This is a genomic window from Pseudoalteromonas sp. L1, from assembly GCF_021728095.1.
In the GTDB taxonomy this organism is placed as follows: Bacteria; Pseudomonadota; Gammaproteobacteria; order Enterobacterales; family Alteromonadaceae; genus Pseudoalteromonas.
The window spans coordinates 259,346-285,098 of the sequence record NZ_JAKKCT010000003.1; the positions used below are offsets into that span (position 1 = coordinate 259,346).

Here is a 25,753-nt window from a genome sequence, read left to right on the forward strand (position 1 = left end):
ATTGTTTCATCCCTGAAGAATCTTTGACGCAGCCTCCCTAGGCTGCGTTTTTTTATGCCTAAAATGTATTACTTCGCCTTTGCAAAGTAATCATCTAAAAATGCAGTGAAAGACATATCATCTTCAGCTTTTACATCGCGCTCTTTTGCTACCGACTTAGATGCTTGCTCTGTTAAAAAAGCGTCATCATAAAATTGATAATCAGCGGCTTGGTGGTTTTGCTTATATTGCTGTGCAAGTGTTAATGCAAACTCACCATTATCTTGGTTAGTGTTTGCTAACATATCAATATATCGCCCTGAGAATGTTTTATTTGGCTCACTGACCCAAGTCGCAAGCGTTGCGACTGTTTCACTGTAATAACTTACGCCATAGGCAGCATCCATATATTGCGCCACTGGCTTTAGTTTATCAAATATTGACATTGCCCATGCCGTCAAGCTAACTTGCTCACCTTGTTTTGTCAGTTGCAAATCAGGACTACGCCCTTCGTTTACAACAGCATCAAGGTTTTTAGTACTGAGGCTTTGCTCTTGCCAGTCCATCTTAGGTGAGTCACTTAACAAGCAATAAGTTAAAAATACATCTAAAAAGCGGATCTGTTGTAAATCGATACCCGTTTCACTAAATGGATTGACATCTAAGGCACGTACTTCAATGTATTCAATTCCGCCTCGTAGCAAAGCATCCGTAGGGGTTTCTCCACTGGCAGCATTTCGTTTAGGCCTAATCGGTGAATAGAATTCATTTTCGATTTGGAGAATGTTTTTATTCAGCTGTTTTGGTGCTTCACTGGTGTAATCATCAATATGATTATAAATATTTGATGGTGTATTAATGGCTTCTTTTAAACCAGCAACGTATTCATCTAACGAGTTGTACATCACACGTAAAGAAGATTGTGCACTGTTCGTATAACCTAAATCACCAAGACGTAAAGCAGTGCCAACCTCTAAGTAAAGTGTACCTTTACCTAACTTTTTAAATGGCAGCTCAGTTTGACGCCCTTGAAGAAAAGAATGACATAACGCAGGGGAAGCACCAAATAAATAGCTAATTAACCAAAGTTCACGTTTAAAATTACGAATTAAACCTAGGTAACCGTCTGATATAAAATCTGCTAAGTCCTTTGTGCTATCACTTAGCTCATGTAGCCCCTGCCATAACGTGTCAGGGAACGAAATATTGAAGTGCACACCTGCAATAGCTTGCATCATACTACCATAACGATTTTTAAGCCCTTCACGGTAGAGTGTTTTCATGCGACCAATATTTGAGTCACCAAATTGCGCCAGCACAATGTCATCTTGATTATCAATAAAGCATGGCATACTAATAGGCCATAACAATTCGTCACCCATTTGAGACAAAGTAAACTTCTGTAAATCTTTAAGCTGCGCTAATGTTTGCTCAGGTGAGGTACTAACTGGCGTAATAAACTCTAATAAAGATTCTGAAAAATCCGTAGTTATATGATCATTGGTCAGTGCGCACCCTACTCCTTGAGGATGCCCCTTCTTTGAAATAACACCGTTAGGTTTAATTCTTAATGCTTCTCGCTCGATGCCACGCTTAATCCCATTAATTGCGGTTGGATAGTGTGCCGATAACGCTTGTAGCGTTTTGTTTAAATCATGTTTTATCAAAAATGCTTCCTCGAGCCACGTGGCTTTAATCCCAAGTGTATGGGGGCAGAATATAAATTCTCAAGAGAAAAATTAGAATCTCTATCCATGCAACTGTAATTAATGTCGATACCCTGACAACTCCATCACTTAGTCATCATCTTGCCATTCAGATAACTATAATACAATTGCTTTGATAGCACTTCATTGATGCGAAATTGTTTCGCTAATCAATAATGAGACCTCATGCCAATAAAATTTATTTCAATTACGACCTTTTGGTTAAGCCTTAAACACATGTTTTCAGACAAGACATTGCTCTAGATCAATATTTATATGAAATAATTCAAAGTTTCACTTAATTAACATGGTTACTCTTCCCTTACATTTTTCTGAGACTATAATCCGCACATAGTAAAAAAGTACACTTCAAGGACTAAAATGCGTCGTGGTCAAGAAACAATCAATCAGGAAGTAATCTACTCTGAACATCAAGAGCTTGTCTCAACAACCGATTTACGTGGAGTAATCACCTACGTAAACAAAGAGTTTTGCACCATCGCAGGCTATAGCGAGGAAGAGCTGCTAGGTAAAAATCACAATATGGTTAGGCACCCAGATATGCCAAAAGCTGCATTTAAGGAGATGTGGGAAAAACTCAAACAAGGTCACTCATGGCGAGGTATGGTGAAAAACCGCTGTAAAGATGGTCGATATTATTGGGTTGATGCATTCGTAACCCCTATTTATGAACACGGGCAATTAGTTGGCTATCAATCAGTACGTACAAAACCATCAGAAGAGCTCAAAACACGAGCCATGGCACTATACGAAAAAATAAATAATGGTAAATCTATTTCATCTTTTCGTGAAAATATTTCATTGCGACAACTCACTTCTGTTGTTATCGCAGCTGTGGCTATTGTTGCGCTTGGTTTGTTGACATCAGCAGTCATCGCGGCGAGCACTTTTATGGTTGCAGCACTTCTTATTGCTCTTAACTATGACGAGCTAATAGTGACCCCTACAGAGCTTAAAAAACAGCGTGCTGAGTTTGACTCTGTGTCTCGATATGTGTATTCAGGCGCTCACCCATTTAGTGTTGCGGCCTATAATCAGCAAATGTTAGCAGCAAAACTGCGTACGGTTCTTGGCCGTATTAAAGATTCGACCTATTCATTTAAAGATATTGCTACAAACTTAGATAGACAATCTTCATTAACTGAGCAAGGAATTGCAGCCCAAGGTCAACGCTTGGGTGATATTGCAACAGCAATGACGCAAATGAGTGCAACCATTGGTGAAATATCTGCAAATACACACCACACAGCAGAGAAAGTAAATACGACTTATCAAAGCTGTAACGACATTAAGCTACACATAGAAGATAACAGCAGCATGGTGTCTGCACTTGCAAACCAAGTTGAACAAGCTGCAACCACGGCTAACTCCCTAGCCAGTGAGGCGGATAAAATCGGCCAAGTTATGAGTGAAATTGAAGGTATTGCAGAGCAAACCAACTTATTAGCACTTAATGCAGCTATTGAAGCCGCCCGTGCTGGCGAGCATGGTCGCGGCTTTGCTGTGGTAGCCGATGAGGTACGAGCTCTTTCATCTCGTACTCAAAATGCGACGTCACAAATTCACAGCTCAATCAAAGAAATTCAAGATACTTTATTCAGTTGGTCAAAAGTAATGCAATCAACTAAAGAGCAAGCTGATAGCTGTGTAAGCACAACTACACATACACAAACCGAGCTTGCTAGTATTTTTGCACAAATCGATGAGATCTCTAGCCTTGCAACAGAGATTTCAACTGCGGCGGAAGAGCAACAAGTGGTCAGTGTTGATATTCGTACAAATGTAGACAGCATCAAAGGACACAGCGAAGAAAACTTAAAGCTAAGCTACAACGTAGCAAAAGATGCTGCGGGCCTCGTTGAGGGCTCACGCAAAGTGAACGATATGCTGTTAACTTTTAAAGTATAAAATATATTGATAAAAACAAAGCCGCATCAATTGATGCGGCTTTTTTATATGCGGTTAATTTAGCGATTAGAAAAAACCAATCCATTTTCATCGGCATCTATATGAATAATGGCACCTGGCTGATAATCTCCAGCTAATAAGCGCTGCGCCAACGGGTTTTCAATGGTATGTTGAATAGCGCGTTTTAAAGGCCTTGCCCCATAAACCGGATCAAAGCCACTTGCGGCAATGCCCTCTAGGGCAGCATCGGTCACTTCAAGAAGATAGCCTTTTTCAGTTAAACGCTCACGAAGCTTACTTAACTGAATATCAGCGATTTCTTTAATGTGCTCGTTGGCAAGTGGATGGAATACCACCGTTTCATCAATACGGTTAATAAACTCTGGACGGAACTGACTCACTAAAACGCCCATCACTTTCTCTTTTAAGGTCGCATAGTCATTTGAACCTGCTTGCTCTTGGATAATGTCCGAGCCTAAGTTAGAGGTCATAATGATAACGGTATTTTTAAAGTCAACGGTGCGCCCCTGACCATCCGTTAAGCGGCCATCATCAAGAACTTGTAGTAAGATGTTAAATACATCAGGGTGCGCTTTTTCAACCTCATCCAGTAAAATAACTGAATACGGACGACGACGCACGGCTTCGGTTAAATAGCCACCCTCTTCATAACCTACATAGCCTGGAGGCGCACCCACTAAACGTGCAACCGAGTGTTTTTCCATGAACTCTGACATATCAATGCGCACCATGGCATCTTCAGTATCAAACATAAAACTAGCCAACGCTTTAGTCAGCTCAGTTTTACCCACCCCTGTTGGGCCTAAAAATAAGAATGAACCAATTGGACGATTCGGATCAGCAAGCCCTGCGCGAGAACGGCGAATGGCATTAGCCACAGCCACAACCGCTTCATCTTGACCAATTACTTTATGATGCAATTGATCTTCCATTTGCAGTAACTTTTCGCGCTCACCTTGCAGCATTTTCGATACAGGAATACCTGTCCAACGCGATAAAATCTCTGCAATTTCATCTTCACCAACTTGGTTTTTTAGTAAGCTCATTTCTTGCATTTCCGCTTGTGATGCAAGGTCGAGTTTACGCTCAAGTTCAGGAATACGACCATATTGAAGTTCTGACATGCGCTGTAAGTCACTAGCACGACGTGCCACGTCTAAATCAAGACGCGCCTGTTCAAGCTCAGCTTTAATCACTTGCGTGCCTTGCAATGATGCTTTCTCGGCATTCCAAACTTCATCTAGTTCGCGGTATTGCGCTTCCAGTTCAGTGATCAGCTCTTGCATTTCTGTGCGGCGTTTTTGGCTCGCTTCGTCTTTTTCTTTAGCAAGGGCATTATCTTCCAACTTTAACTGGATAATGCGGCGCTCAAGCTTATCTAAAGACTCTGGCTTTGAGTCAATTTGCAAACGAATCGACGAGCCAGCTTCATCAATGAGGTCAATCGCTTTATCAGGCAATTGACGATCGCTAATGTAACGATGTGATAACTGCGCTGCAGCAACGATGGCCGGATCGGTAATATCTACTGAGTGATGTAATTCATAGCGCTCTTTTAAGCCACGTAAAATCGCGATGGTATCTTCAACTGATGGCTCATCAACAAACACTTTTTGAAAACGACGTTCAAGTGCTGCATCTTTTTCGATGTATTGACGATACTCATCAAGGGTCGTCGCACCCACACAGTGAAGCTCACCACGTGCAAGAGCAGGTTTTAACATGTTACCCGCATCCATCGCACCATCCGTTTTGCCTGCACCCACCATGGTATGAATTTCATCAATAAAGAGGATCACTTGGCCTTCTTCTTTGGCAAGTTCATTCAATACTGATTTTAAACGCTCTTCAAATTCACCACGGTATTTAGCGCCTGCGACCAAGGCACCTAAATCAAGCGATAAAACGCGTTTGCTCTTTAGCCCCTCAGGCACTTCACCATTAATGATGCGTTGTGCTAAGCCTTCGGCGATCGCCGTTTTACCCACACCTGGCTCACCAATTAGTACAGGGTTATTTTTGGTACGACGTTGTAATACTTGAATCGTGCGGCGTATCTCATCATCGCGGCCAATCACTGGGTCTAGCTTGCCTTGCTCTGCGCGCTCAGTGAGATCGATTGTGAATTTTTTTAATGCCTGACGAGTTTCTTCAGCATTAGGGTCATCCACTTTTTGGCCACCACGAATAGCCTCGATTGCTGCTTCAATTTTACTCGAAGTAATATTAAGTGCTTTAAAAATATCACCTAGTGGACCTTTGTCTTCGCATGCTGCAAGAACAAATAGCTCACTTGAGATAAATTTATCTTTACGTTTTTGCGCGTATTTATCACACAGGTTTATCAACGAAACCATGTTATTTGATAGTTGAACATCGCCGCCAATACCTTCAACTTTAAATAGTTTCTCGATTTCTTGCGATAACTTGGTGTTTAATTCATCAGCACTCACGCCTGCTTGGGCTAACAGCGCACGCACACTCGAGCCATTTTGCTGAAGCAAAGAATACATCAAGTGTACTGGCTCAATAAATTGATGATCGCGCCCAAGCGCTAGTGACTGCGCATCTGAAAGCGCAGATTGAAATTTACTTGTAAATCTATCTAAACGCATGAGGGTTTACCTATTAAAAAATCTAATTGCTTAATTAATGGGTATGCTTAATGATTTGTTCAAGTAAGAGACGATAATTTAATCGCAAAAAAGTGGTATTAATTGCGCCAGATCAAACTTGCCATACGCCCTGTTTCGCCATCGCGTCGGTAAGAGTAAAACTGTGACTTATCACTAACAGTACAGTACTCGCCACCGAAAATATTTACCACACCTAATTGCGCTAACTGCTGGCGAGCAAGTAAATAAATATCAGCTAAATATTTATCACCTCTAGGCGTAAATGCATGTTGATGGTTAGCATTTAGCTCACAAAAGCACGCTTTTACTTCTTGCCCTACTTCAAACTCTGAAGGGCCAATGGCAGGGCCAAACCAAGCAATAATATCGTTTGGCAAGGCTTTAAAATGGGTAAGCGTATTGGCCAATATGCCTTGTGCTAAACCTCGCCAGCCGCCATGTATCGCGGCTATTTCATCACCAGAGGTTGAGCTAAGTAACACAGGTAAGCAATCCGCGGTCATTATCGCAAGCGGCTGTTTTGCTAAACGGGTGTAGAGCGCGTCAGCAGAGCGGACTTGGTTTAAGTCACTGTCTTCATCAATCACCACGACGTCACTGCTATGAATTTGATTTAACCACACAGCAGGATTTGGCAACTGATTTGTTAGCAGCTCTCGATTTGCAAGCACGGCTTGCTCATCATCACCAACATGTAACCCCACATTAAAACTATCAAAGGGTGCAACAGAAACACCGCCTTTGCGGGTGGTACTCAGTGCGCTAATTGTTTTTGGGGCAGTCCATGCTGGTGTGATCATAACGCTTAAAACTCGATATTTGGGTTTGCTTTGGTGTCTGCGCGTAAAGCTTCTGTCATCGCAGCCATATCATCAGGAATCGGTGCCTGCCATGTCATCATCTCGCCAGTGATCGGGTGAGCAATTGACAGCTTAACTGCATGCAATGCTTGGCGCTTAAACTCACGAAGCATTTGAAACAACTCAGGTGTTGCACCTTTAGGTGGACGTGGACGACCTCCGTATAATTGATCGCCTACTAGCGGGTGATTCAAATAAGCCATGTGTACACGAATTTGGTGAGTACGACCGGTTTCTAAGCGTAAACGTAAGCGTGTATGTGCTCTAAATTTTTCTGCAACCCGATAGTGAGTAACCGCGGGTTTTCCCATCTCATGCACGGCCATATGAGTTCGTTTAGTTGCATGACGACCAATTGGTTTTTCAACCATGCCACCAGCTGTCATTGAACCATTACAAATTGCTTCATATTCACGGGTGAAGTTTTCACGCTTTTGTAAAGCGGATACCAGATGTGTTTGCGCAGGAATTGTCTTTGCTACCACCATTAAACCTGTGGTGTCTTTATCTAAACGGTGCACAATACCAGCACGAGGCACGTTAATGATATCAGGATAATGGTGTAACAATGCATTCAATACGGTGCCATCAGGATTACCCGCACCTGGGTGAACTACTAAACCCATTGGTTTATTGATCACTAAAATATCATCGTCTTCATAAACGATGTTTAATTTGATATTTTGTGCTTCGTACTCGCGCGGAGCTTCGATGGTTGTTTCGACACTCACCGTTTCGCCACCGAGTAGTTTTTCACGCGGTGTGTTTAATATTTCACCGTTAACGGTTATTTTATCATCTAAAATCCACGTTTTTATACGTGAACGAGAATAATCAGGGAACAATTGTGCCAATACTTGGTCTAGACGTTTACCGCCAAGGTCTATTGGAACCTCGGCTTGGAGAGAAATTTGCTCTGACATTAGTAACTTTACCCAATTTACCAGTGCAAGCTTTGCTCGACTGGGTTAGAATCGCTTTAATACGTATAGTTTACTCGGTTTTCCTCACTTGGCCTAGCCGAAGACATCAAAGGTAATAAATAAAATGATAAATAAAATAGGGAAACGTGCGTTCGCCATAGTTTTTTCAGTTTCATTACTTGGCTTAGGTGCCTGTTCATCAGCGCCTGATCAAGAAGATATACAACGCGTTCCTAATAAATCTGCGCAAGCTTTATACGAAGATGCAAAAGAAACATTAGACTCAGGTCTTTATGCCCGTGCAATTGAACTTTTAAGCGCAATTGATTCACGCTATCCATTTGGACCTTTGTCAAAACAAGTGCAAATGGACTTAGTGTATGCACATTATCAATCAGGAAATACCGAGCAGGCACTGGCAACTATTGATCGCTTTATTCGCCTTAATCCAAATCACAAAGACTTAGATTACATGTATTACATGCGTGGCTTAGTTAATATTAAAGCGGATGAAAATGCATTTCAGGAATATTTTGGTGTAGACCGCGCTGACAGAGACGCAAATCGTACTCGCGTTGCATTTACTGACTTATCAACACTACTAAAACGCTTCCCTGATAGCGCTTATGCCCCAGAAGCTAAAAAACGTTTGGTGTGGCTTTTAAATAAAATGGCTCGCTATGAATTAAAAGTAGCGCAATACTATTATGAGCGCGAGGCTTACCTTGCGGCTGCAAACCGCGGTAAATATGTAGTTGAGCATTATTCACAAAGTAGCTACTTAGATCAAGCTCTTGAGATCATGGTAAAAAGCTACGATAAACTTGGCTTACCTGAACTAAGTGAACATGCTAAAGCAACGCGAGAAGCGAATAATCGTTAAAATTGATTGAAAACTAAAAAGGCGCCAAAGGCGCCTTTTTTAATGTTTGCGATCGAATATACCCAAACCACCTCAAGGTGCGAGTTTCAGTTGGAATTAAAAGCGATTTAGGCAAGGCATTGATTGCAAGTAATAGTGGTTCTATTGTTAAAATCAATAACGCAGTATAAATCGCTTTTAAACCAACCCTTTGGGCGCTCACAGGCACTTACTCTCATCGTTGTTACTTCTTAAAAGGGACTACCATTCTTGCAAAGTAACGCCTTGATATTAAGCACCTGTGAAACGCTGAATTCTGCATCTTGAGGTGGCTTGGGTATACTAATTAAATCGCGTCTTCATCTTCTTCAGCAGTACGAATACGAACTACACGCTCAACGTCAGTAACAAAGATTTTACCATCACCAATTTTACCTGTTTGTGACGTTTTAACGATAACGTCAATTGCTCTATCGACATCTTCATCGGCGAGCACGATATCTAATTTTACTTTCGGTAAAAAATCAACCATGTACTCAGCACCACGATAAAGCTCTGTGTGCCCCTTCTGACGACCAAAGCCTTTAACTTCGCTTACCGTCATCCCTGTAATACCCACTTCTGATAATGCTTCTCGAACATCATCAAGCTTAAATGGTTTTATGATTGCTTCAATTTTTTTCATTTTTTGGGTTACTTTTTATTTCTTAATTGCCTCGATTTTAGACAATACCGACTCTGATGGCAAACAAAGCTATGAATTTCGGTGATTAAATCAGCAATCATGATATTATTAAATGAGGCGTTTGATAATAGAGACAACAATGAAATCATCACAACAAGGTTTTACGCTTTTAGAGCTTATGGTCACTATCGCAATAGTGGGTATCATCGCTGTTATAGCATTGTGGGATAGTTCTGATCTACTCGAAAAAGATCGTGCTGAAAGCTATCTTCAAGAATTAAAACGTAATATTAGTTTCGCAAGAGCCAAAGCCACCAGCTCCGACTCTTTAGTTGTTGTGTGCGCAGGAAATACCACTAACATTGAAAATAATAGTCGCGTTACTTGTTCAAACTGGCAGGAAGGCACTGTATTTGTATTTTATGATGCTAACCAAAACGGTGTCTACAACCCTGCTCAAAACGATAAAATTCTCAGAGTAATGAAAGAGCTTCCAACTAACAGTAGGCTCCAATTTTCAGGTGGTAATTCATTAATCTTTGATACAAGCGGGATGATCACAACAACTGCTGGCGCTTTTATCTATTGCCCTTCAAAAGCAGACGGAGATAACAATAAAGAGCTTACTGTCACTCAATCAGGGACTGCTTTATATAATGGAAATACGACTAAAAGCTGTAATTAAGCAACTTATTTGACACCAATAAAGGTACATGAATATAGTTGAAGAAACTATAACAAATGAGATCTTCACGGATGGAGACAAAAACGTATTGGTGGAAATTAAAAGGCACAACACTTATAGAAAGCTTAGTTGTGTTGTCTATTTTAGCTATTCTTCTTAATATAGCATTGTTTGAATATACCCCTTTGCTTGCCAAAAATCGCCTAGAAAACAAAATGCAAGAGATTAGGCGTGCGCTGGGGGTAAGCCGTCATAATGCACAAACTAACGATGCATTCATAACATTTTGTGCTCTAAAAGATAATCACTGTAACAAGGACTACTGGCACAAATCACTCACCGTATTTGTAGATAATAATGAAATTGGTGTACTTGATAGTAACGATACAATCATCCTTGAGCTAGAGGCAGTTAACAGACTTGATCAACTCACCTACCCTCGACATGCTATTACTTTTAGGCCTAATGGTACCCCTATGGGCTTTAATAACGGCACTTTTATCTATTGCCCTGAGTACAAAAAAGCAAGCCTGAAAGGGCTTGCTATTTCGTTAAGTTTTACCGGCCGTACTCGTTTAAAAGATACTGATAAGTGTCAGTTATAGGCTCTTTTTATCGGCCCCAGCACTCTTTCGCATTTGCTGAGCCTTTCGAGGTCTTTAATCCGGTATCTGAGATTGATAAAGAAGTACATTCGGTATCTTGTAGCACAGGTCCCGATGCAGGTGTGGCGGTAAACTCAAATGTCCCCGCATCGTTATCAACAGTCACAGACACCGTATAGAAGTTATTCTCTGTTTTACTTGCAACACCTAAATTAGCCAGCACTGTTGTATATTCTCTATTATCAACAAAGAATTGCTCCTGCTTATTTGCAGCATCTAATAATGCCGTTATAGCTTCTGTCCTGGCTGTGCGTTTGACGTGCTGAAAATAACTAGGCAAGGCAATACTGGCGATAATTCCCAAAATAGCCACTGTTATCATGAGCTCTATCAGTGTAAAGCCAGCGTTCGCTTTATTGACTTTTATCATTTACTTCTCGCTTATAAATATAGGTTTGTTGTGTTTCGAAGCCAAAGCCAACAGGATCTGTATCGCTTACAAGCTTAATTTTACCATCTTCTTGAGTGAGATTTGGCCCGACTATTTTTTTAACTTTGAATGGGTTCTGCTGACCTTTAATACCAGGACCTATGGTCATAAACTGGCTTTTTTCTTCCACTTTTATATTTGTATCTTTAATTACGTCAGGGTTTTCAGTATCAGATAAGTCATCACAAAAACCATTGTTGTTTCTATCAACACAACTATCACCAACACCAAAGTATAACTGTGGCGTATCTGGTACATCATTTGATGTAGTAAATTTTAATTCGTCATAAACCTTAGTGCCATAATGCAAATGAAATGCATACAGGCCACCTGCCCCACCAGTTAATGAGCACTGGTTTACCGTTTCAGTGGCAGAAGAAGGAGTATAACTTGTAAAATAAGCAACACCACCAATCACCGTGCTAGCAGCCAGTGACTTCTCACCAGCAGCAGGTAAGTTGTAGTACCAACCGTAATACTCAGACAACTCAACTTCAAGCTCTGTAAATTCATCGATATCGTCTAATGCATTACCAAATGGGTCTGAATCCATATTCATTAAGTCTGATTGCGTAATGGCGACGGGGACGTCACTACCTTGGAACGATTGTGTAGTTGTATTGATATCACGGATCATATAAAGCTGATCGTTCGCCGTGGTGGCTGTAGGCTTTGAGCGATTGCCGCTACCAATTAATACCGCATCATACGGAGTGTCCAGACGGGCAATTGTCGATTGGCCATTTACCGTTGTTTTTGTCACTTTGCTGAATACTGTTCTGGCCACTGACGGTTTATAGAAGAAACGACGATCTTGTGTCGATAAAGTATTGCCTAGACTTGCTAGTTTAAAATGAGTCCATGGCTGTTTCGAGTCGTTAGGAGTATTTGAAGGCATATCTACGCGCCAGACATTGCCACCGGTATCAGTGGCGTATAAACGGTCAACGTAGCCATCATAGTCAGAGTCCAGTGTCGTTATGTCAGAAGCTATGCTGTGATTTCCTTGAAAACCATTTTCAGTTGGCGTGAGTGCCCATACCTTTTTACCCGTTTGTGCATCGACAATATAAATACCTCGGCCTTTGTTATCAGCAGTCCGAATGACATTATCTTTATTGGTATCATAACCTGCTCCAAAAACCAGCAATGGACGATCTTCGTACCCTTCTAGATTTATATAGGTCACCGTCGGTTTAGACCAAGATTGGCCAAGCTCTTTAAAATCAGCAGAACCACCCACAATAGGCCCATTCCACATAAGGCTTGGTGAGTCAGGGTTAGTGATATCAAGACCATAATAGTAACTACCGCCGCGTCTAAAGCCAAAGAAGGCCCATACGCGGTCACTACCGTTAACGATCCCATCACCATTTTTATCATCAAAGAACACTGAAATAGGACCATCGACGCCGTACACTTTTGTGTTGGACTGATTGTCTCTTAACGGTTTCACTATTTTATATAAGCTACTTGGCATAAATGCCCAGCTTTCTTTTAGCACGTCATTTTTATCTTGGAAAAGATGCATAAAACCTGCATTGGTGCCAATTAGAATACGTATATCGTCATTACCATAATCTATTGTCACAGGTTTTGAGTGCAGTGGATCACCGAAAATATCTTGGCGTTGATCAATTGAAGATGCATCTTCATCCTCATTATCAACATCGATTCCCCTTGCCCAATCAATCGTTTTTTGTAATTGAGACTTATCCACTCCAAATGCAGCTGCCGCTTTATCATCTCCGCCAAGCGCATTAGATACATTACTTTTCGTGAAGCTGATTAAAGCTGACGAGCCTGCATCAGTATAAAGTTTTCGACTTGCAAGACTACTCAACAGCAAGTTAACACCGCCACGTTGCACTGTGTTACCGTCAGCTTCTTCGTTATCTGGTAGCCAATATGTACGTGCTTTATTTGATATAAGGCCGTCTTCATTTAAAGCTGGTTTACCTGTCGAATCAATAATTTGTTCACCAGACACTTTTAGTTTTTTTAGATTTCCTCGCCAACGAGCACCTGTTTCTGGATAAAACATTGCGTAGTAAATATCTTCACGACTACGAGTTTGATCAACGTTATTACTCGCGATGGACGGAGAGGTAAAACTATCGTTTACTTCACGAATTTGAGTTATGGTGTTTTTAAGTGCCTGCGATAGCTGCTCAGAGGTGTTGGCATGTAGGTATTGTCCGCCCCCTAGCTTTGCAGTCTCTGATAGTAAGCGCTTACCATTATTACTCATACCGCTACCAAAACCGATTGTGTAAACTCGCCCTGTTTCATGAATATCTGGTGTTGAAGGAAATAAATCCACGTCAACATCCTCAGTACCGTGAATTATCTGAGCAAGCTTGTGTAGGTATACACCGGCTATTTTGTCTGTACTAGATAGATATTGATTAAAATGAGTGTTATACAAAGCGCTAATATTACTATTTTGCTCACCATCTTGGTCAGCAGAAGGATCCCCATCGGTCATATAAATAACGTTAACTGAATTATCACAACGTTTGGCTTCTTCTGTAGTATCAAAAGGTGAGTTATAAGTATAGGTATACCTAGGTCGCCACCACGGTCCTGATTGAACCCTTGTTTCAATAGTTGTGTCACGCTGGGCTTCACTGACGTTTTGTCCATAAAATACGCTTTGCCCTGTAATATAGAGATATGCCTCCCATAATGTCTCCGTTAGGGGCGTACCGCCATCAGCAGGGAGAGCTGAAAGAGTTTGCTTTAAAAGTGATGTCGATGAGCCAATACCTGCGAGTACATAGCCCCCTTCTGTACCATTAAATCTCATCAGGCCAAAATCAATATCGTCATTGTCATCAACCAAGCTGGTAATTGCATTCTGTGCAACCCCCAAGCGACTATCAGGACATACTACGTAGCCGGTATAATAGTTATAGCCGCAACTGTTACCTGTGGCTGTTGAAAATGCCATACTTCCTGACGTATCAAACACAATCAGAACGCGTGGTCTCTCATCTAAATCTACATTATGGTTAACATAGAGCTCAATATCTTCTGCTTGCACCGACATACCAGATAGCGTTATGAAACCGAGCAGTATACTGCGAGTTAAACGTTTAATTTTCATCATAAATCTCCAGTTAACCACCCGAATTCACGTTCGCCATCTCTTGGGCAACACCTGTGACAACGGTTAATGTGTGCTTGCTCTTGGAACCATAAGTAAGGCTTGTGTCAATTTGCACCATATTACAAACAATACCAGGGGTCGGATCAAACTTGCGCGGGCAAAGTAGTGCTGATGGCCCTTTGTTCATATTTTTAAGTGTGCTTGTCTCATTATCAACTTTATTCATTTTAAAACCCTCAGCGGGTATTTTTGCGGGTTTCAATAAAAACGCACTTTTACCGTCTTCGAGCGCTTCTTTTGCAATAACCTCTTGAACAATACCAATTAGTTTGTTCTCTGCAGCATCCCGCTCTTGAGCCGCATTCGTAATTTTTATATCAATGCTACTGCTACTCATTAAAGTAACCGCTATTCCAGTTACAGCTACAACCATAATCAAGGCAACAATCAGCACAACACCTTGCTGTTTTTTTATCGATACTAAATGCGCCATAGGTTTGCTCCAACATTATTTAAGCGGATCGTCGTGGTGAACAATGCACGCCTGAAGTTATCATTAAATGTAAGCTCTCGCTTATTTGCATCTTCGCCCAGCGTGTAGGTTTGATTTTGCAACTTTAGATTTGCATCAGGTATTAACGACCTTGTGAGTAAAAATACTTGAACGGTTAAAATACTTTGACGATTTTCCCAATCAGAATTAGTCATATTTTCAATGCTTTTGTAGGTATCAACCCGGCTGTTATTTGTTGTATCTAGGCCAAATACAAAACGTATGTCTTCAACACCTTCCATAATGGTTTCTGTCACCATTCCGGAGCCAGGTCTTAATCGTTTGCGCATCAGTACAGGTACAGAAACTTGCTGTTCATTGATGGTGAATGTTTGCTCAGAAATATAGTAAACATGGTGACGATACCGCCATACAGTCGCATTACCACTTATGCTCGCAGCATCAACTGGGCCCCGACGAAACTCACCTCGATCTTGTTCAGCAATAAAATAGTAAAAATTATTGTTTGTATCAGCAGGTGCTATCTCTAAGCCTTCTAAAAACTTTACTTGCAGAACATCGGTATCTTTTTTTGCATTATTAATGCAGCTTAATGCGGTATTATCGGTTGTATTTACCGCATAAACAGAGCGAAAGTTAGTAACGGATGCCGCGTCAGGGAAACTGCCGTTATTGAGCCCCCCAAAACAATCGTTACCAGGATTGGTTAAAGTATCCGTATTTTCAGATGTCATTGATTTTTCGTAATATGTTCCCCAAAAACCTATTTGCTCAATGTCACGCTGCATTATATTGATTGCAAGGCGGCCTGTTTCTTGAAGCTCGCCTATTGTCATTGTGTCTCGGGTTGTGACTTTCATGCTCAAATAAGTAAACATGACTCCGCCCAACACCAGGCCACCTATAAACAGTGCAACCATCATTTCGACCAATGTAAAGCCAATATGCTTTTTCATATCAAGACCTTAGATATATATAACTTTCAAGTACAATTAAGCGTCGTTTATCATTCGATGCGCCGCAATCAACCGCTGCTGTATCGCTGTTTGCTTTGATCTCTTGACGTCCTTGCCAACTAATAACCACTTCAATATTAAATTCATTTGCTGTGCCCAGCGACGCTGCATTTATACACACGGTTGCATCGTCTAAAGCGCCCGTATTCTCACGCGCTTGAATAGCTCTCACCCACTGCTGTTTATCAAGTGCTGCCACTTGCTCTGCAGAGCAAGCGTTATTAAAGCACTGTAAATTAGTATTTAATGGTGTGTCACTGGTTAATGTTCCGTTGTAACGACCTGCAAATCCTGCCGTATCGTTTGCACGCATTCGCTGGATAATATCGTTACCCAATGCAATAGCCGCTGCACGCTGCATTGAGTCAAAACTCGCTTGCTTTGCCTTTGCTTGAAGTGCCACAGCCCCGAGTAAACCAAAACTCAAGATCACAAAAGCAATAAGCACTTCGATTAGCGTAAAGCCTTGGGCTTGTGATTTGTTTAACATGATGAATTCAACTCATACTTTTCCATAGGTTAAGCATAAGATGGGGTCAGTAAATAGCAATATAAGAATGGATGAACGGTCGTTTTTATTGATAAGCGGTACATTGAGCCAAGCTATTTACCCATAATAGCCTTAACCGTCTTTACTTCACGCCGACTAATGACGAATTTTGTCGACGCACCATCTAGCATCAACGAGTGCACACCGTCATCATGGGTCATACTGTAAATTCGGTTTTTATTCACCAATGTATTACGGTGAATGCGCATTAATTGCGCTGGGTACTGTAACTCTAGCTGCTTCAAACTTTGCTCGACTAGGGCCTCGCCTCCGTCAAAGGTTAAACGCGTATATTTTTGCTCAGCCGTACAACAAATTAAATCTTCAATATGCACTCGCTTAATGACCCCTGCAAGTTGATAGCTAATATAAAGGTCGTCACTTTTACTCACTTGGGCACGATTTAATCTTCTCAGTTGAGACAGCGTTTTCGATAATGCATCCGCTGTAACAGGTTTTACTAAATAACCATCAACAGCAAGCTCGAAAGCTTCGAGTGCATGTTCAGGGTGTGCTGTTAAAAACACCACGGCAGGTGGAATAGTAAGCTGTTTCAACACAGCAGCAACGTCCATTCCTGAGCACTTTGGCATATTAATATCTAAGAGTACTAAATCAGGTTGTAACTGTTGGCATAACTTAACTGCCAACTCACCATTCTCAGCATCGGCTATCACATCGTATTGAGGATGTGCTGCGAGTAAGCGTTTTATACGGGCCCGTGCTAGCGGTTCATCATCAACAATTAATGTACTTATCATTGTATTTTTAGCCTTGGTAGCACAAGTTTCACTCTAAATTCCCCCTCTCTTTGAGTGGTCAGTAACTGAGCTTTATAGTTATAAAAAAGCTCTAAACGCTGGCGAATATTTTCAAGCGCCATACCGTTACCACTTGGCGAAGCACCCTTATCTTTGTAAAGCGGATTAGTAATTATAAACGTGTAACTTTTATCTGAAACATGCATAGAAATATTAATCCTCGCTCCCTTATCTGCCGGCTCGACACCATAGCAAACAGCATTTTCAATCAGGGGCTGAATTGTTAAACAGGGAATATCCAATGCTGGTATTTCATCAGGCAATTGCCAACACACCACTAAGCGCTCACCATAACGCCATTTTTCTAAGCTAATATATTGCTGACATAAGCTTATTTCATCACTTAAACTAATTGCCTTACCGCTTCTCATTGCTGCCTGCGACAAGGCGGCTAAAGCTAAAATAGCCTGCTCAGCCGCATTAGCATCATAGTGGGTCAGTTCTGCCGCGGTATTTAAACTGTTAAATAAAAAATGCGGTCTAATACGTGCCTGTAAAGCATCCAACTCTGCTTGGATTAACGCTTTTGTCTGCTGCTCTTTTTGATTATGAATAGAAATAAACTGTACAAAAAGCACTGTCACTAAAAAGATAATCAGCATATTGCTTGCTAAAAAATGAGCTAGGGAGTCAACCTGATAAAGCTCATCAAAAAGACTGAGTACAAGAAAGCTGTACAAGCATGTTAATAAAAGAAGTAAGGAACTTAAGACAATGACTTGCCATGTATTAGATAATCTAACGAGCTGCCCTCTCAAAAAATAAAGCACGGCAACGCTAGTCAGAAAAACAAGGTGTAAAAAGAAACTAAAAACAGCTAGGCGAAGCCATACATCGCCATAACTGGCAGGCGAAAAAGCTAATAAAACAGCAATGGTTTGACTAACAACAAGGGTTGCGAGTACCCCTCTGGATTGAAAAAGAGCCTCAATCAGCAAACCGTTTTTAGTTGGCTGTTTGCTCATGGGCTCTCCTATTTTTTGTTCACAGTTATCCGCTTAGATTAGCGTAGCTCAACAGGAACGGCAAATACTATATTTTCTTCTTCACCAGGGTTTTCAACAACTTGATTACCGCCTAATTCTTTCAGGCGCGCAATAACTTGCTGAACCAGAACTTCAGGTGCAGATGCGCCAGCAGTCACCCCCACCGCATTGACATTGTCGAACCAATCCGCTTCAACGTTACTTGCATCATCAATCAAATGCGCCTTCGTGCCCATTTTATCAGCAAGCTCGCGTAGACGGTTTGAGTTAGAGCTATTTTTTGCTCCCACAACAAGTAATACATCCACTTTATCCGCTAAATCACGGACTGCGTCTTGGCGGTTTTGCGTTGCGTAACAAATATCATCTTTGCGTGGGCCATCAATGGCTGGAAACTTAGCACGTAGTGCATCAATCACATCTGCCGTATCATCTACAGATAATGTCGTTTGGCTACAGTAAAATAAGTTTTCAGGGTTTTTAACGCTCAGCTTTTCGACATCTTCAGGGGTTTCTACTAAGTAAATACCACCCGCATCGTTGTCATACTGCCCCATGGTGCCTTCAACTTCTGGGTGCCCATGGTGGCCAATCAACACACATTCTATGCCTTTTTTACTCGCACGAGTTACTTCCATATGAACTTTAGTGACCAGCGGACAGGTTGCATCAAACACTTTTAATTCACGGCGTTTTGCTTCGTTGCGAACAGCTTGCGATACACCATGGGCACTAAAAATAACAATACTATCGTCAGGCACTTGATCAAGCTCTTCAACAAAAACAGCGCCACGATTTTTTAAACCATCAACCACATAACGATTATGCACAACTTCGTGGCGAACATAGATAGGCTTTTCGAAGATATCGAGTGCGCGCTCAACAATACTAATTGCACGATCCACTCCGGCACAAAAACCGCGCGGATTGGCTAATAAAATATCCATCAGCCCGCTACCTCTAAAATCTCAACTTCAAAAGTCAAACGTTGACCAGCCAAAGGGTGGTTAAAATCAATCGTTACAGACTCACCTTGTACTTCACGAACAAGACCAGGTAATTCAGTACCGTCTGGCTGAGTAAACGCGATTATATTGCCAACTTCAGCTGGCGTATCTGCGCCAAACTTACTGCGGTCAACATAATAAATGTTATCAGGATTAGGTTGACCAAATGCATCCTCTGGCTCAAGTTCAAAAGATTTATTGTCACCTGCCGCTAAACCTAACAAACATTTTTCAAAGTTCTCTGTTAGGCTTCCGTCACCCATTCGCAATTTAGCTGGTTTATTATGAACTTTAGTAGAATCGGCTGCTGAGCCATCTTCTAATTTAATTGAGAAATGAAAGATCACTTCAGAGTTATTACCAATTACTGCTTGGCTCATGCTTTTTGCTCCTTAGGACTTTCGCCTGTAAAGGCATCAAATAAAAGTAATGCGGCACCAATACAAATGGCACAATCAGCAATATTAAAAACAGGAAAGTGCCAGTTTTCATAATAGACGTGCAAGAAGTCAATGACATAGCCATAAGCAATACGGTCGTATAAATTGCCAATAGCCCCTGCTAACACCAATGCATAAGCTGAGCACAATACCTTGTTTGTCGCTGGTAAGCGTTTAAGCCACCACACTAAAAGTACACTGATCGACACAGCTATCAGACTAAAAAACCAGCGCTGCCAACCTCCAGAGTCACTTAAAAAGCTAAAAGCGGCACCATAGTTATGTACATAAGTGAAATTAAAAAAAGGCAGAATATCTATCGACTCTTTGTAGGCCATGGTATTAACGACAAGTGTTTTTGTCGCATGGTCTACTACTAAAAGTAGTAGACTCAGCCATAACCAAACCAAGCCACTTTTTCCAGCTAGTTTGCTCACAAACAACTCCTATGCGAACTGACGCTGTTCACCATCGCCGTCAACATTGCTTACACAACGGCCACAGATTTCAGGATGAGCAGGGTTAGCACCTACATCATCACAGTAATGCCAACAACGCTCACATTTTTCAGCGGTTGTTGCAGCAACTTTAATGAATAGGCCATCAATCTCAGTCGCCTGAGTACCTTCAGGCTGCGCTGTTACAGTTTCAACGGTTACGCCTGACGTTAATAATACAAAGCGTAGTTCATCACCTAACGCAGCTAGTTTAGAGCTTAACTCTTCACTTGCGTAGATGCTTACGTTTGCTTGTAGAGTTGCACCAATAACGTCTTCTTTACGAGCTGCTTCTAGTACACGGTTAACTTCATCACGTACATTTAAGATTGTTAACCAATCATCGTTGCTGAACTTACCCTGCGAAGAGGCTTTTAAGCCATCGTACCACACTGAAGTGAATACAAACTTGTCACGCTCGCCTGGTAATGCTTCCCAAATTTCTTGCGCGGTGAAGCTTAAAATCGGCGCCATCCAACGCGTCATTGCCTCAGCAATATGGTAAAGCGCAGTTTGACATGAACGACGCGCATGGCTATCGCTTTTCGCTGTGTACTGACGGTCTTTGATTACATCTAGGTAGAACGAACCAAGCTCACCGGTACAGAAGTTCATTAGCTTTTGCGTTACAAGCAGCATTTGGTATTTGTCGTAAGCCGCTAAAATTTCATCTTGAAGCTCGGCTGCACGGCCAACAATCCAACGGTCAAGTTCAACCATGTCTTCAATGGCAACTTGATCCGTTTTTGGATCAAAGCCACTTAAATTCGCAAGTAAGTAACGGCTCGTGTTACGAATACGGCGGTAACGGTCAGCAGAACGTTTAAAGATTTCATCAGATACAGTCATTTCTGCTGTAAAGTCAGTTGATGCAACCCATAAACGTAAGATATCAGCACCTAGTTTGTTCATCACGTTCTGTGGCGAAATTACGTTGCCTAGTGATTTAGACATCTTACGGCCGTTTTCATCAACCGTGAAACCATGTGTTAACACTTGCTTATATGGCGCATGACCATTGATAGCAACCGATGTCATCATTGACGACATAAACCAACCACGGTGTTGGTCAGAACCTTCTAAGTAAAGATCAGCAGGACCGGTTAAATCTTCACGTGCATCAACCACACATGCGTGAGTCACACCAGAGTCGAACCATACATCTAGCGTATCTTGTACTTTCATGTATTGCTCAGCGTCATCGCCAAGTAAAGTAGCAGGGTCTAAGTCATACCAAGCTTGAATACCTGATTTTTCAACTAACTTCGCAGCTTCTTCGATCAGCTCTTGGGTATTTGGATGAAGCGTACCTGTGTCTTTATCAACGAATAAAGCAATTGGTACACCCCATGTACGTTGACGTGAAATACACCAATCAGGACGGCCTTCAACCATATTTGCAATGCGGCTTTCGCCCCACTCTGGTAACCACTCAGTCTTTTTGATTTCGTTTAATGAATCTTGACGAAGGTTAGCTTGGTCCATACTTACGAACCACTGTGGCGTAGCACGGAAGATAATGGGTGTTTTATGACGCCAACAATGTGGGTAGCTGTGCGTAAGCGCATGGTGATGCAATAACGCATTGTTTTCAGTTAATACGTCAATGACACTCGCATTTGCTTTAAATACGTGCTGACCAGCAAACATTGGTGTGTCAGGTAAGTAAACACCGTTAGCACCAACAGGGTTAGCTACTTCTAAACCATAAGCAAGACCTGCCGCGAAATCTTCTTGACCGTGACCAGGCGCAGTATGAACAACACCCGTACCAGAATCAGTCGTTACGTGATCAGCAACAATAACTGGCACTGTGAAGTCATAAAATGGGTGAGCAACCTGTAAATTCTCAAGTGCAGCACCTTTCACATAGCCAAGTACGTGGTAATGCTTAAATCCATAACGGTCCATGGCATCTTTAACTAGCTCAGAACCTAAAATTAGACGCTGCTGTGCACCTTCATCGTCAACTTGAACAAGGGCATACTCAAGTTTTTCATGAACGGCTACTGCACGGTTAGCAGGAAGTGTCCACGGTGTTGTTGTCCAGATTGCGGTGCTAACAGTACCGGTGCCTTGATGACCATCTGCTAGTTCAAACGCATTAATAACTGCATCTTGATCAGCAAACTCAAAACGCACATCAATTGCTGGCGACTGTTTATCTTGATATTCAACTTCTGCTTCAGCAAGTGCTGAACCACAGTCTGTACACCAGTGAACAGGCTTAGCACCTTTGTGTAAATGACCATTTTTAATGATGCGACCAAGCACGCGAATCGCATTCGCTTCAAAGTCAAAGTTCATTGTTAAGTAAGGCTTGTCCCAGTCACCAAATACGCCTAAGCGTTTAAAGTCTGTTTTTTGACCTTCAACTTGCTTTTTTGCATATTCGCGACATTTTTCACGGAACTCAGCAGCAGACACTTTCACGCCAGGCTTACCGACTTTCTTTTCAACCATTAACTCAATTGGTAAACCGTGACAGTCCCAACCAGGCACATAAGGTGCATCAAAGTCAGACAGGGTTTTTGACTTAACAATAATATCTTTAAGAATTTTGTTTACCGAGTGGCCTAAATGGATATCACCGTTTGCATACGGAGGGCCGTCATGCAAAATGAAGGTTTTCTTACCTTTTTTAGCGCTGCGAATTTGACCGTAAAGATCGTCTTCATACCATGTCTTAAGCATCTTTGGTTCACGTTGTGCCAAATTGCCGCGCATTGGAAACGCTGTTTCCGGTAAATTCAAAGTATGTTTGTAGTCGCTCATTAATCCTACTTTCCGTATCGGCTACCTAGTTTAAACCAAAACACTGCTTCGCGGCGGTTACATCATCTGCAATCTGCGCCGTCAGTTGTGTTAATGTCTCGAATTTTTTCTCATCGCGGAGCTTCTTAATCAGCTCCACGTGCATAAATTGTCCGTAAATATCTTGCGCAAAGTCGAAAAGATGAACTTCTAACAATGCGCGTGTTCCATTAAATGTGGGTTTGTTGCCAATATTTGCAACCCCAAATAATTCTTTATTGCCAACTATTGCACGTACCGCAAACACCCCGTTTACTGGGCATACTTGACGTTTTAATGCAATATTGGCTGTTCTAAAGCCTAGTTCACGACCTTTTGCCCAGCCATGAATCACACGCCCAGAAATCGCATAACCATGACCTAACATGGTTTTTGCGTCTTCTAATTGCCCTGCGGCAAGCGCATGGCGAATAAGAGTACTGCTTACTCTATCATTAAGTCTTCTAAAACTAGCCGTACTTTTCACATCCATGTTTAGCTCAGTGCCCATGTTTTTCAGTAGTGAAAAATCACCGCGGCGACGCTTACCAAAACAAAAATCATCACCCACAGTCAGTGCTTTAACACCTAATTTTTCAACTAAAACTTGGCTGACAAATTGCTCAGCTTCCATATTGGCAAACTGCTGATTAAAACTAATGCAAATCACCCGTTCAACACCCAGCTTTGCTAGTAAGCTGAGCTTATCACGAAGTCGTGTCAAACGTGCAGGCGCGTTGTCTTTAGCAAAAAACTCTTGTGGCTGAGGCTCAAATAACATCACAGTACTTGGCAATTGATGTTTCTGTGCGTCTTGTAGCAAGCCTTTTATCACTTCTGCATGACCTAAATGCACGCCATCAAAATTACCAATAGTCAACACACAGCCAAAATGCTGCGCGCGTATATTGTGAATACCTCTAATTAACTCCATGCCACCTTTTTGCCTTTATCAGCGAGCCCAAACACAGATATCGGGCGTGAAACGCCGATTATAATCTTTTTTTTAGTTCGATTCAGTAGTTGCAACACTTTTTATCGTATTTAGTCGAATTCCCATTACAAACAAAGACGAAAAGTATACGAATGCGGCTAACACGAGTAACCCTGCAAGTAACGAAACTTGCTCCATAAAGTGCCAAGTTTGCCAAGCAACGAGCTGTCCAACATACCAAACTACCGCCGCCATAAACACACTAGAAAACAAACATTTAAAACTAAATTTAAGGCTCATGCCTGAAAACTGATAAACACCTTCTTTGTGCAACTGACGATACAGCAAATACGCATTACAGCTTGCCGACATAGACGTAGCAAGTGCCAACCCTAAATAACCAATAAACGGCGCTAGCATAATATTAAAGACCATATTAAGCACTAACGTTTTAATGCCAATTTTAACAGGCGTTTTCGTGTCCTGACGCGAATAGAAACCAGGTGCTAACACCTTAATCAGCATAAAACTAACTAAGCCAACTGAATAAGCCATTACGCCATAACTTACCGCTTGAACATGATCTATCTCACCATTTTGAAATGCGCCATGATCGAAAAGTACGGTGATGATTAATGGGCTTATCACCATCAAGCCAAACATGGCGGGTAAGCCTAAAAAGATGACAAAGCGCACTCCCCAATCTAACGTGTGCTGAAAATCACGTGTGCTTTTCGTACTATGGAGTTTAGATAGTGCAGGTAAAATTACCGTCGCAATACCAATGCCGAATAGGCCAAGAGGAAACTCAATCAACCTGTCAGAATAGTAAAGCCACGCAATGGAACCCGTCATTAACATTGAAGCTATCATGGTATCAAGCAACAAGTTTATTTGACTAATCGAGACGCCAAATAACGCTGGCAGCATTAGTTTTCGTACTTTTTTAACGTTTTCATCTTGCCAAGCCCATTGAGGACGGCTCAGCATACGGGCACGATACAAAAACGGTAACTGAAACAATAACTGCACTACACCACCAACAAACACGCCTATAGCAAGTGCATATGCGCCCACTGAAAACTGATCATGCAGAAAAATTGCGCAAGTGATAATGGATATATTTAAAAGTACTGGGGTAAACGCAGCGACCGCAAAACGATTGTATACATTCATCACGGCACCGCTCAGAGCAACTAAACTAACAAAAAACAAATATGGAAAAGTTAGTTTAAGAAGCGCGCTTGCCAGCTCGAACTTTCCGGCATCTTCTCCCCCTTGCCACCAGTCTATAAACCAGCCGGTGCCAAATAGTGCGGCAATCACTGGCGAGGCAATCACACCAAATAAAGTTACAACGAGCAAAATTGTCCCTAGGGTGCCGGCTGCTTGAGCTACAAATAATCTTACTTTATCGTCACCTTGCTGCTCTTTAATATCAGACAAAACAGGTACAAACGCTTGTGCAAATGCCCCTTCAGCAAATAAACGGCGCAAAAAGTTAGGAATTCGGTTAGCAAATAAAAACACATCAGCAGCTGCACTTGCCCCCAATAAATTGGCTACAACTGCATCACGTACTAGTCCTAAAATACGCGAGATCATCGTCATTGCACTGACAATCATCCCAGAACGAAATAATCCTTTTGCCACCTTAAACCCATTATCAAAAAACCTCTAAGATGGGCGATTATGCCTAAAA

22 protein-coding genes are annotated in these 25,753 nt (G+C 41.7%); 4 read left to right on the plus strand and 18 right to left on the minus strand.

Annotated features, from left to right (window positions below; translation table 11 throughout):
• Nucleotides 1-68: 68 nt before the first annotated feature.
• The gene (gene gshA / locus L3V38_RS11305) at nucleotides 69-1,646 is read right to left on the minus strand and encodes a glutamate--cysteine ligase (protein WP_237119455.1); all 1,578 of its coding nucleotides are present in this window, start codon (nucleotides 1,644-1,646) and stop codon (nucleotides 69-71) included.
• A gap of 420 nt (nucleotides 1,647-2,066) precedes the next feature.
• Here gshA and L3V38_RS11310 point away from each other — a divergent pair, with 420 nt between their 5' ends.
• Nucleotides 2,067-3,614, plus strand: coding sequence for a PAS domain-containing methyl-accepting chemotaxis protein (locus tag L3V38_RS11310; RefSeq protein ID WP_237119456.1), 1,548 nt, complete (start codon nucleotides 2,067-2,069; stop codon nucleotides 3,612-3,614).
• Between the two features lie 59 nt (nucleotides 3,615-3,673).
• On the opposite strand, the gene clpB is transcribed toward L3V38_RS11310, so the two are convergent.
• The 3 genes from clpB to rluD form a co-directional block, all read right to left on the minus strand.
• The gene (clpB, locus tag L3V38_RS11315) at nucleotides 3,674-6,250 is read right to left on the minus strand and encodes an ATP-dependent chaperone ClpB (protein WP_130151258.1); all 2,577 of its coding nucleotides are present in this window, start codon (nucleotides 6,248-6,250) and stop codon (nucleotides 3,674-3,676) included.
• 98 nt (nucleotides 6,251-6,348) lie between these two features.
• Nucleotides 6,349-7,071, minus strand: coding sequence for a peptidoglycan editing factor PgeF (pgeF, locus tag L3V38_RS11320; protein ID WP_237119457.1), 723 nt, complete (start codon nucleotides 7,069-7,071; stop codon nucleotides 6,349-6,351).
• Between the two features lie 5 nt (nucleotides 7,072-7,076).
• Nucleotides 7,077-8,054, minus strand: coding sequence for a 23S rRNA pseudouridine(1911/1915/1917) synthase RluD (gene rluD / locus L3V38_RS11325; protein ID WP_130151256.1), 978 nt, complete (start codon nucleotides 8,052-8,054; stop codon nucleotides 7,077-7,079).
• Between the two features lie 124 nt (nucleotides 8,055-8,178).
• Here rluD and L3V38_RS11330 point away from each other — a divergent pair, with 124 nt between their 5' ends.
• Entirely contained in the window at nucleotides 8,179-8,937 is a 759-nt protein-coding gene (locus tag L3V38_RS11330; RefSeq protein WP_130151255.1) for an outer membrane protein assembly factor BamD, read from the plus strand.
• 325 nt (nucleotides 8,938-9,262) lie between these two features.
• On the opposite strand, the gene glnB is transcribed toward L3V38_RS11330, so the two are convergent.
• Nucleotides 9,263-9,601: a nitrogen regulatory protein P-II gene (gene glnB, locus L3V38_RS11335; RefSeq protein ID WP_062570524.1), complete on the minus strand. Its 339-nt coding sequence runs from the start codon at nucleotides 9,599-9,601 to the stop codon at nucleotides 9,263-9,265.
• Nucleotides 9,602-9,740: 139 nt separating this feature from the next.
• Here glnB and L3V38_RS11340 point away from each other — a divergent pair, with 139 nt between their 5' ends.
• Nucleotides 9,741-10,286 (plus strand): GspH/FimT family pseudopilin, encoded by a 546-nt coding sequence (locus L3V38_RS11340; RefSeq protein WP_237119458.1) that lies wholly within the window; start codon nucleotides 9,741-9,743, stop codon nucleotides 10,284-10,286.
• 71 nt (nucleotides 10,287-10,357) lie between these two features.
• Nucleotides 10,358-10,891 carry a GspH/FimT family pseudopilin gene (locus tag L3V38_RS11345; protein WP_237119459.1) on the plus strand — a complete coding sequence of 178 codons (534 nt, stop codon included), beginning with the start codon at nucleotides 10,358-10,360 and terminating at the stop codon, nucleotides 10,889-10,891.
• A 7-nt stretch (nucleotides 10,892-10,898) separates the two neighbouring features.
• Here the strand turns inward: L3V38_RS11345 and L3V38_RS11350 are convergent, their stop codons facing one another.
• The 13 genes from L3V38_RS11350 to murJ all read right to left on the minus strand — a co-directional run bounded on the left by L3V38_RS11350 (nucleotide 10,899) and on the right by murJ (nucleotide 25,704).
• Nucleotides 10,899-11,321 (minus strand): type IV pilin protein, encoded by a 423-nt coding sequence (locus L3V38_RS11350; RefSeq protein ID WP_237119460.1) that lies wholly within the window; start codon nucleotides 11,319-11,321, stop codon nucleotides 10,899-10,901.
• Nucleotides 11,305-14,490 carry a PilC/PilY family type IV pilus protein gene (locus L3V38_RS11355; RefSeq protein ID WP_237119663.1) on the minus strand — a complete coding sequence of 1,062 codons (3,186 nt, stop codon included), beginning with the start codon at nucleotides 14,488-14,490 and terminating at the stop codon, nucleotides 11,305-11,307. The genes L3V38_RS11350 and L3V38_RS11355 overlap by 17 nt, the downstream gene beginning before the upstream one ends.
• A gap of 13 nt (nucleotides 14,491-14,503) precedes the next feature.
• On the minus strand, nucleotides 14,504-14,986 hold the full coding sequence (locus L3V38_RS11360) for a pilus assembly protein PilX (RefSeq protein WP_237119461.1): 483 nt from the start codon (nucleotides 14,984-14,986) through the stop codon (nucleotides 14,504-14,506).
• Nucleotides 14,974-15,963: a PilW family protein gene (locus L3V38_RS11365; protein WP_130151249.1), complete on the minus strand. Its 990-nt coding sequence runs from the start codon at nucleotides 15,961-15,963 to the stop codon at nucleotides 14,974-14,976. The genes L3V38_RS11360 and L3V38_RS11365 overlap by 13 nt, the downstream gene beginning before the upstream one ends.
• A 1-nt stretch (nucleotide 15,964) precedes the next feature.
• Nucleotides 15,965-16,513, minus strand: a complete 549-nt coding sequence (gene pilV / locus L3V38_RS11370; RefSeq protein ID WP_237119462.1) for a type IV pilus modification protein PilV — start codon at nucleotides 16,511-16,513, stop codon at nucleotides 15,965-15,967.
• A 113-nt stretch (nucleotides 16,514-16,626) separates the two neighbouring features.
• Complete coding sequence (locus L3V38_RS11375) at nucleotides 16,627-17,334, minus strand: LytTR family DNA-binding domain-containing protein (RefSeq protein ID WP_267136364.1); 708 nt, start codon at nucleotides 17,332-17,334, stop codon at nucleotides 16,627-16,629.
• Nucleotides 17,331-18,359, minus strand: coding sequence for a histidine kinase (locus tag L3V38_RS11380; protein ID WP_237119463.1), 1,029 nt, complete (start codon nucleotides 18,357-18,359; stop codon nucleotides 17,331-17,333). Before L3V38_RS11380 ends, L3V38_RS11375 begins: the two co-directional genes overlap by 4 nt.
• Before the next feature lie 38 nt (nucleotides 18,360-18,397).
• Nucleotides 18,398-19,327 carry a 4-hydroxy-3-methylbut-2-enyl diphosphate reductase gene (gene ispH / locus L3V38_RS11385; RefSeq protein ID WP_237119464.1) on the minus strand — a complete coding sequence of 310 codons (930 nt, stop codon included), beginning with the start codon at nucleotides 19,325-19,327 and terminating at the stop codon, nucleotides 18,398-18,400.
• Nucleotides 19,327-19,767, minus strand: a complete 441-nt coding sequence (gene fkpB, locus L3V38_RS11390) for an FKBP-type peptidyl-prolyl cis-trans isomerase (protein ID WP_062570514.1) — start codon at nucleotides 19,765-19,767, stop codon at nucleotides 19,327-19,329. Before fkpB ends, ispH begins: the two co-directional genes overlap by 1 nt.
• Nucleotides 19,764-20,264 carry a signal peptidase II gene (lspA, locus tag L3V38_RS11395; RefSeq protein ID WP_062570513.1) on the minus strand — a complete coding sequence of 167 codons (501 nt, stop codon included), beginning with the start codon at nucleotides 20,262-20,264 and terminating at the stop codon, nucleotides 19,764-19,766. The genes fkpB and lspA overlap by 4 nt, the downstream gene beginning before the upstream one ends.
• Before the next feature lie 9 nt (nucleotides 20,265-20,273).
• A complete protein-coding gene (gene ileS, locus L3V38_RS11400; protein WP_237119465.1) occupies nucleotides 20,274-23,099 on the minus strand; it encodes an isoleucine--tRNA ligase in 2,826 nt (941 codons plus the stop codon).
• A gap of 25 nt (nucleotides 23,100-23,124) precedes the next feature.
• Nucleotides 23,125-24,051: a bifunctional riboflavin kinase/FAD synthetase gene (gene ribF / locus L3V38_RS11405; RefSeq protein WP_237119466.1), complete on the minus strand. Its 927-nt coding sequence runs from the start codon at nucleotides 24,049-24,051 to the stop codon at nucleotides 23,125-23,127.
• Between the two features lie 72 nt (nucleotides 24,052-24,123).
• Complete coding sequence (gene murJ, locus L3V38_RS11410; protein WP_346729903.1) at nucleotides 24,124-25,704, minus strand: murein biosynthesis integral membrane protein MurJ; 1,581 nt, start codon at nucleotides 25,702-25,704, stop codon at nucleotides 24,124-24,126.
• Nucleotides 25,705-25,753 lie beyond the last annotated feature (49 nt).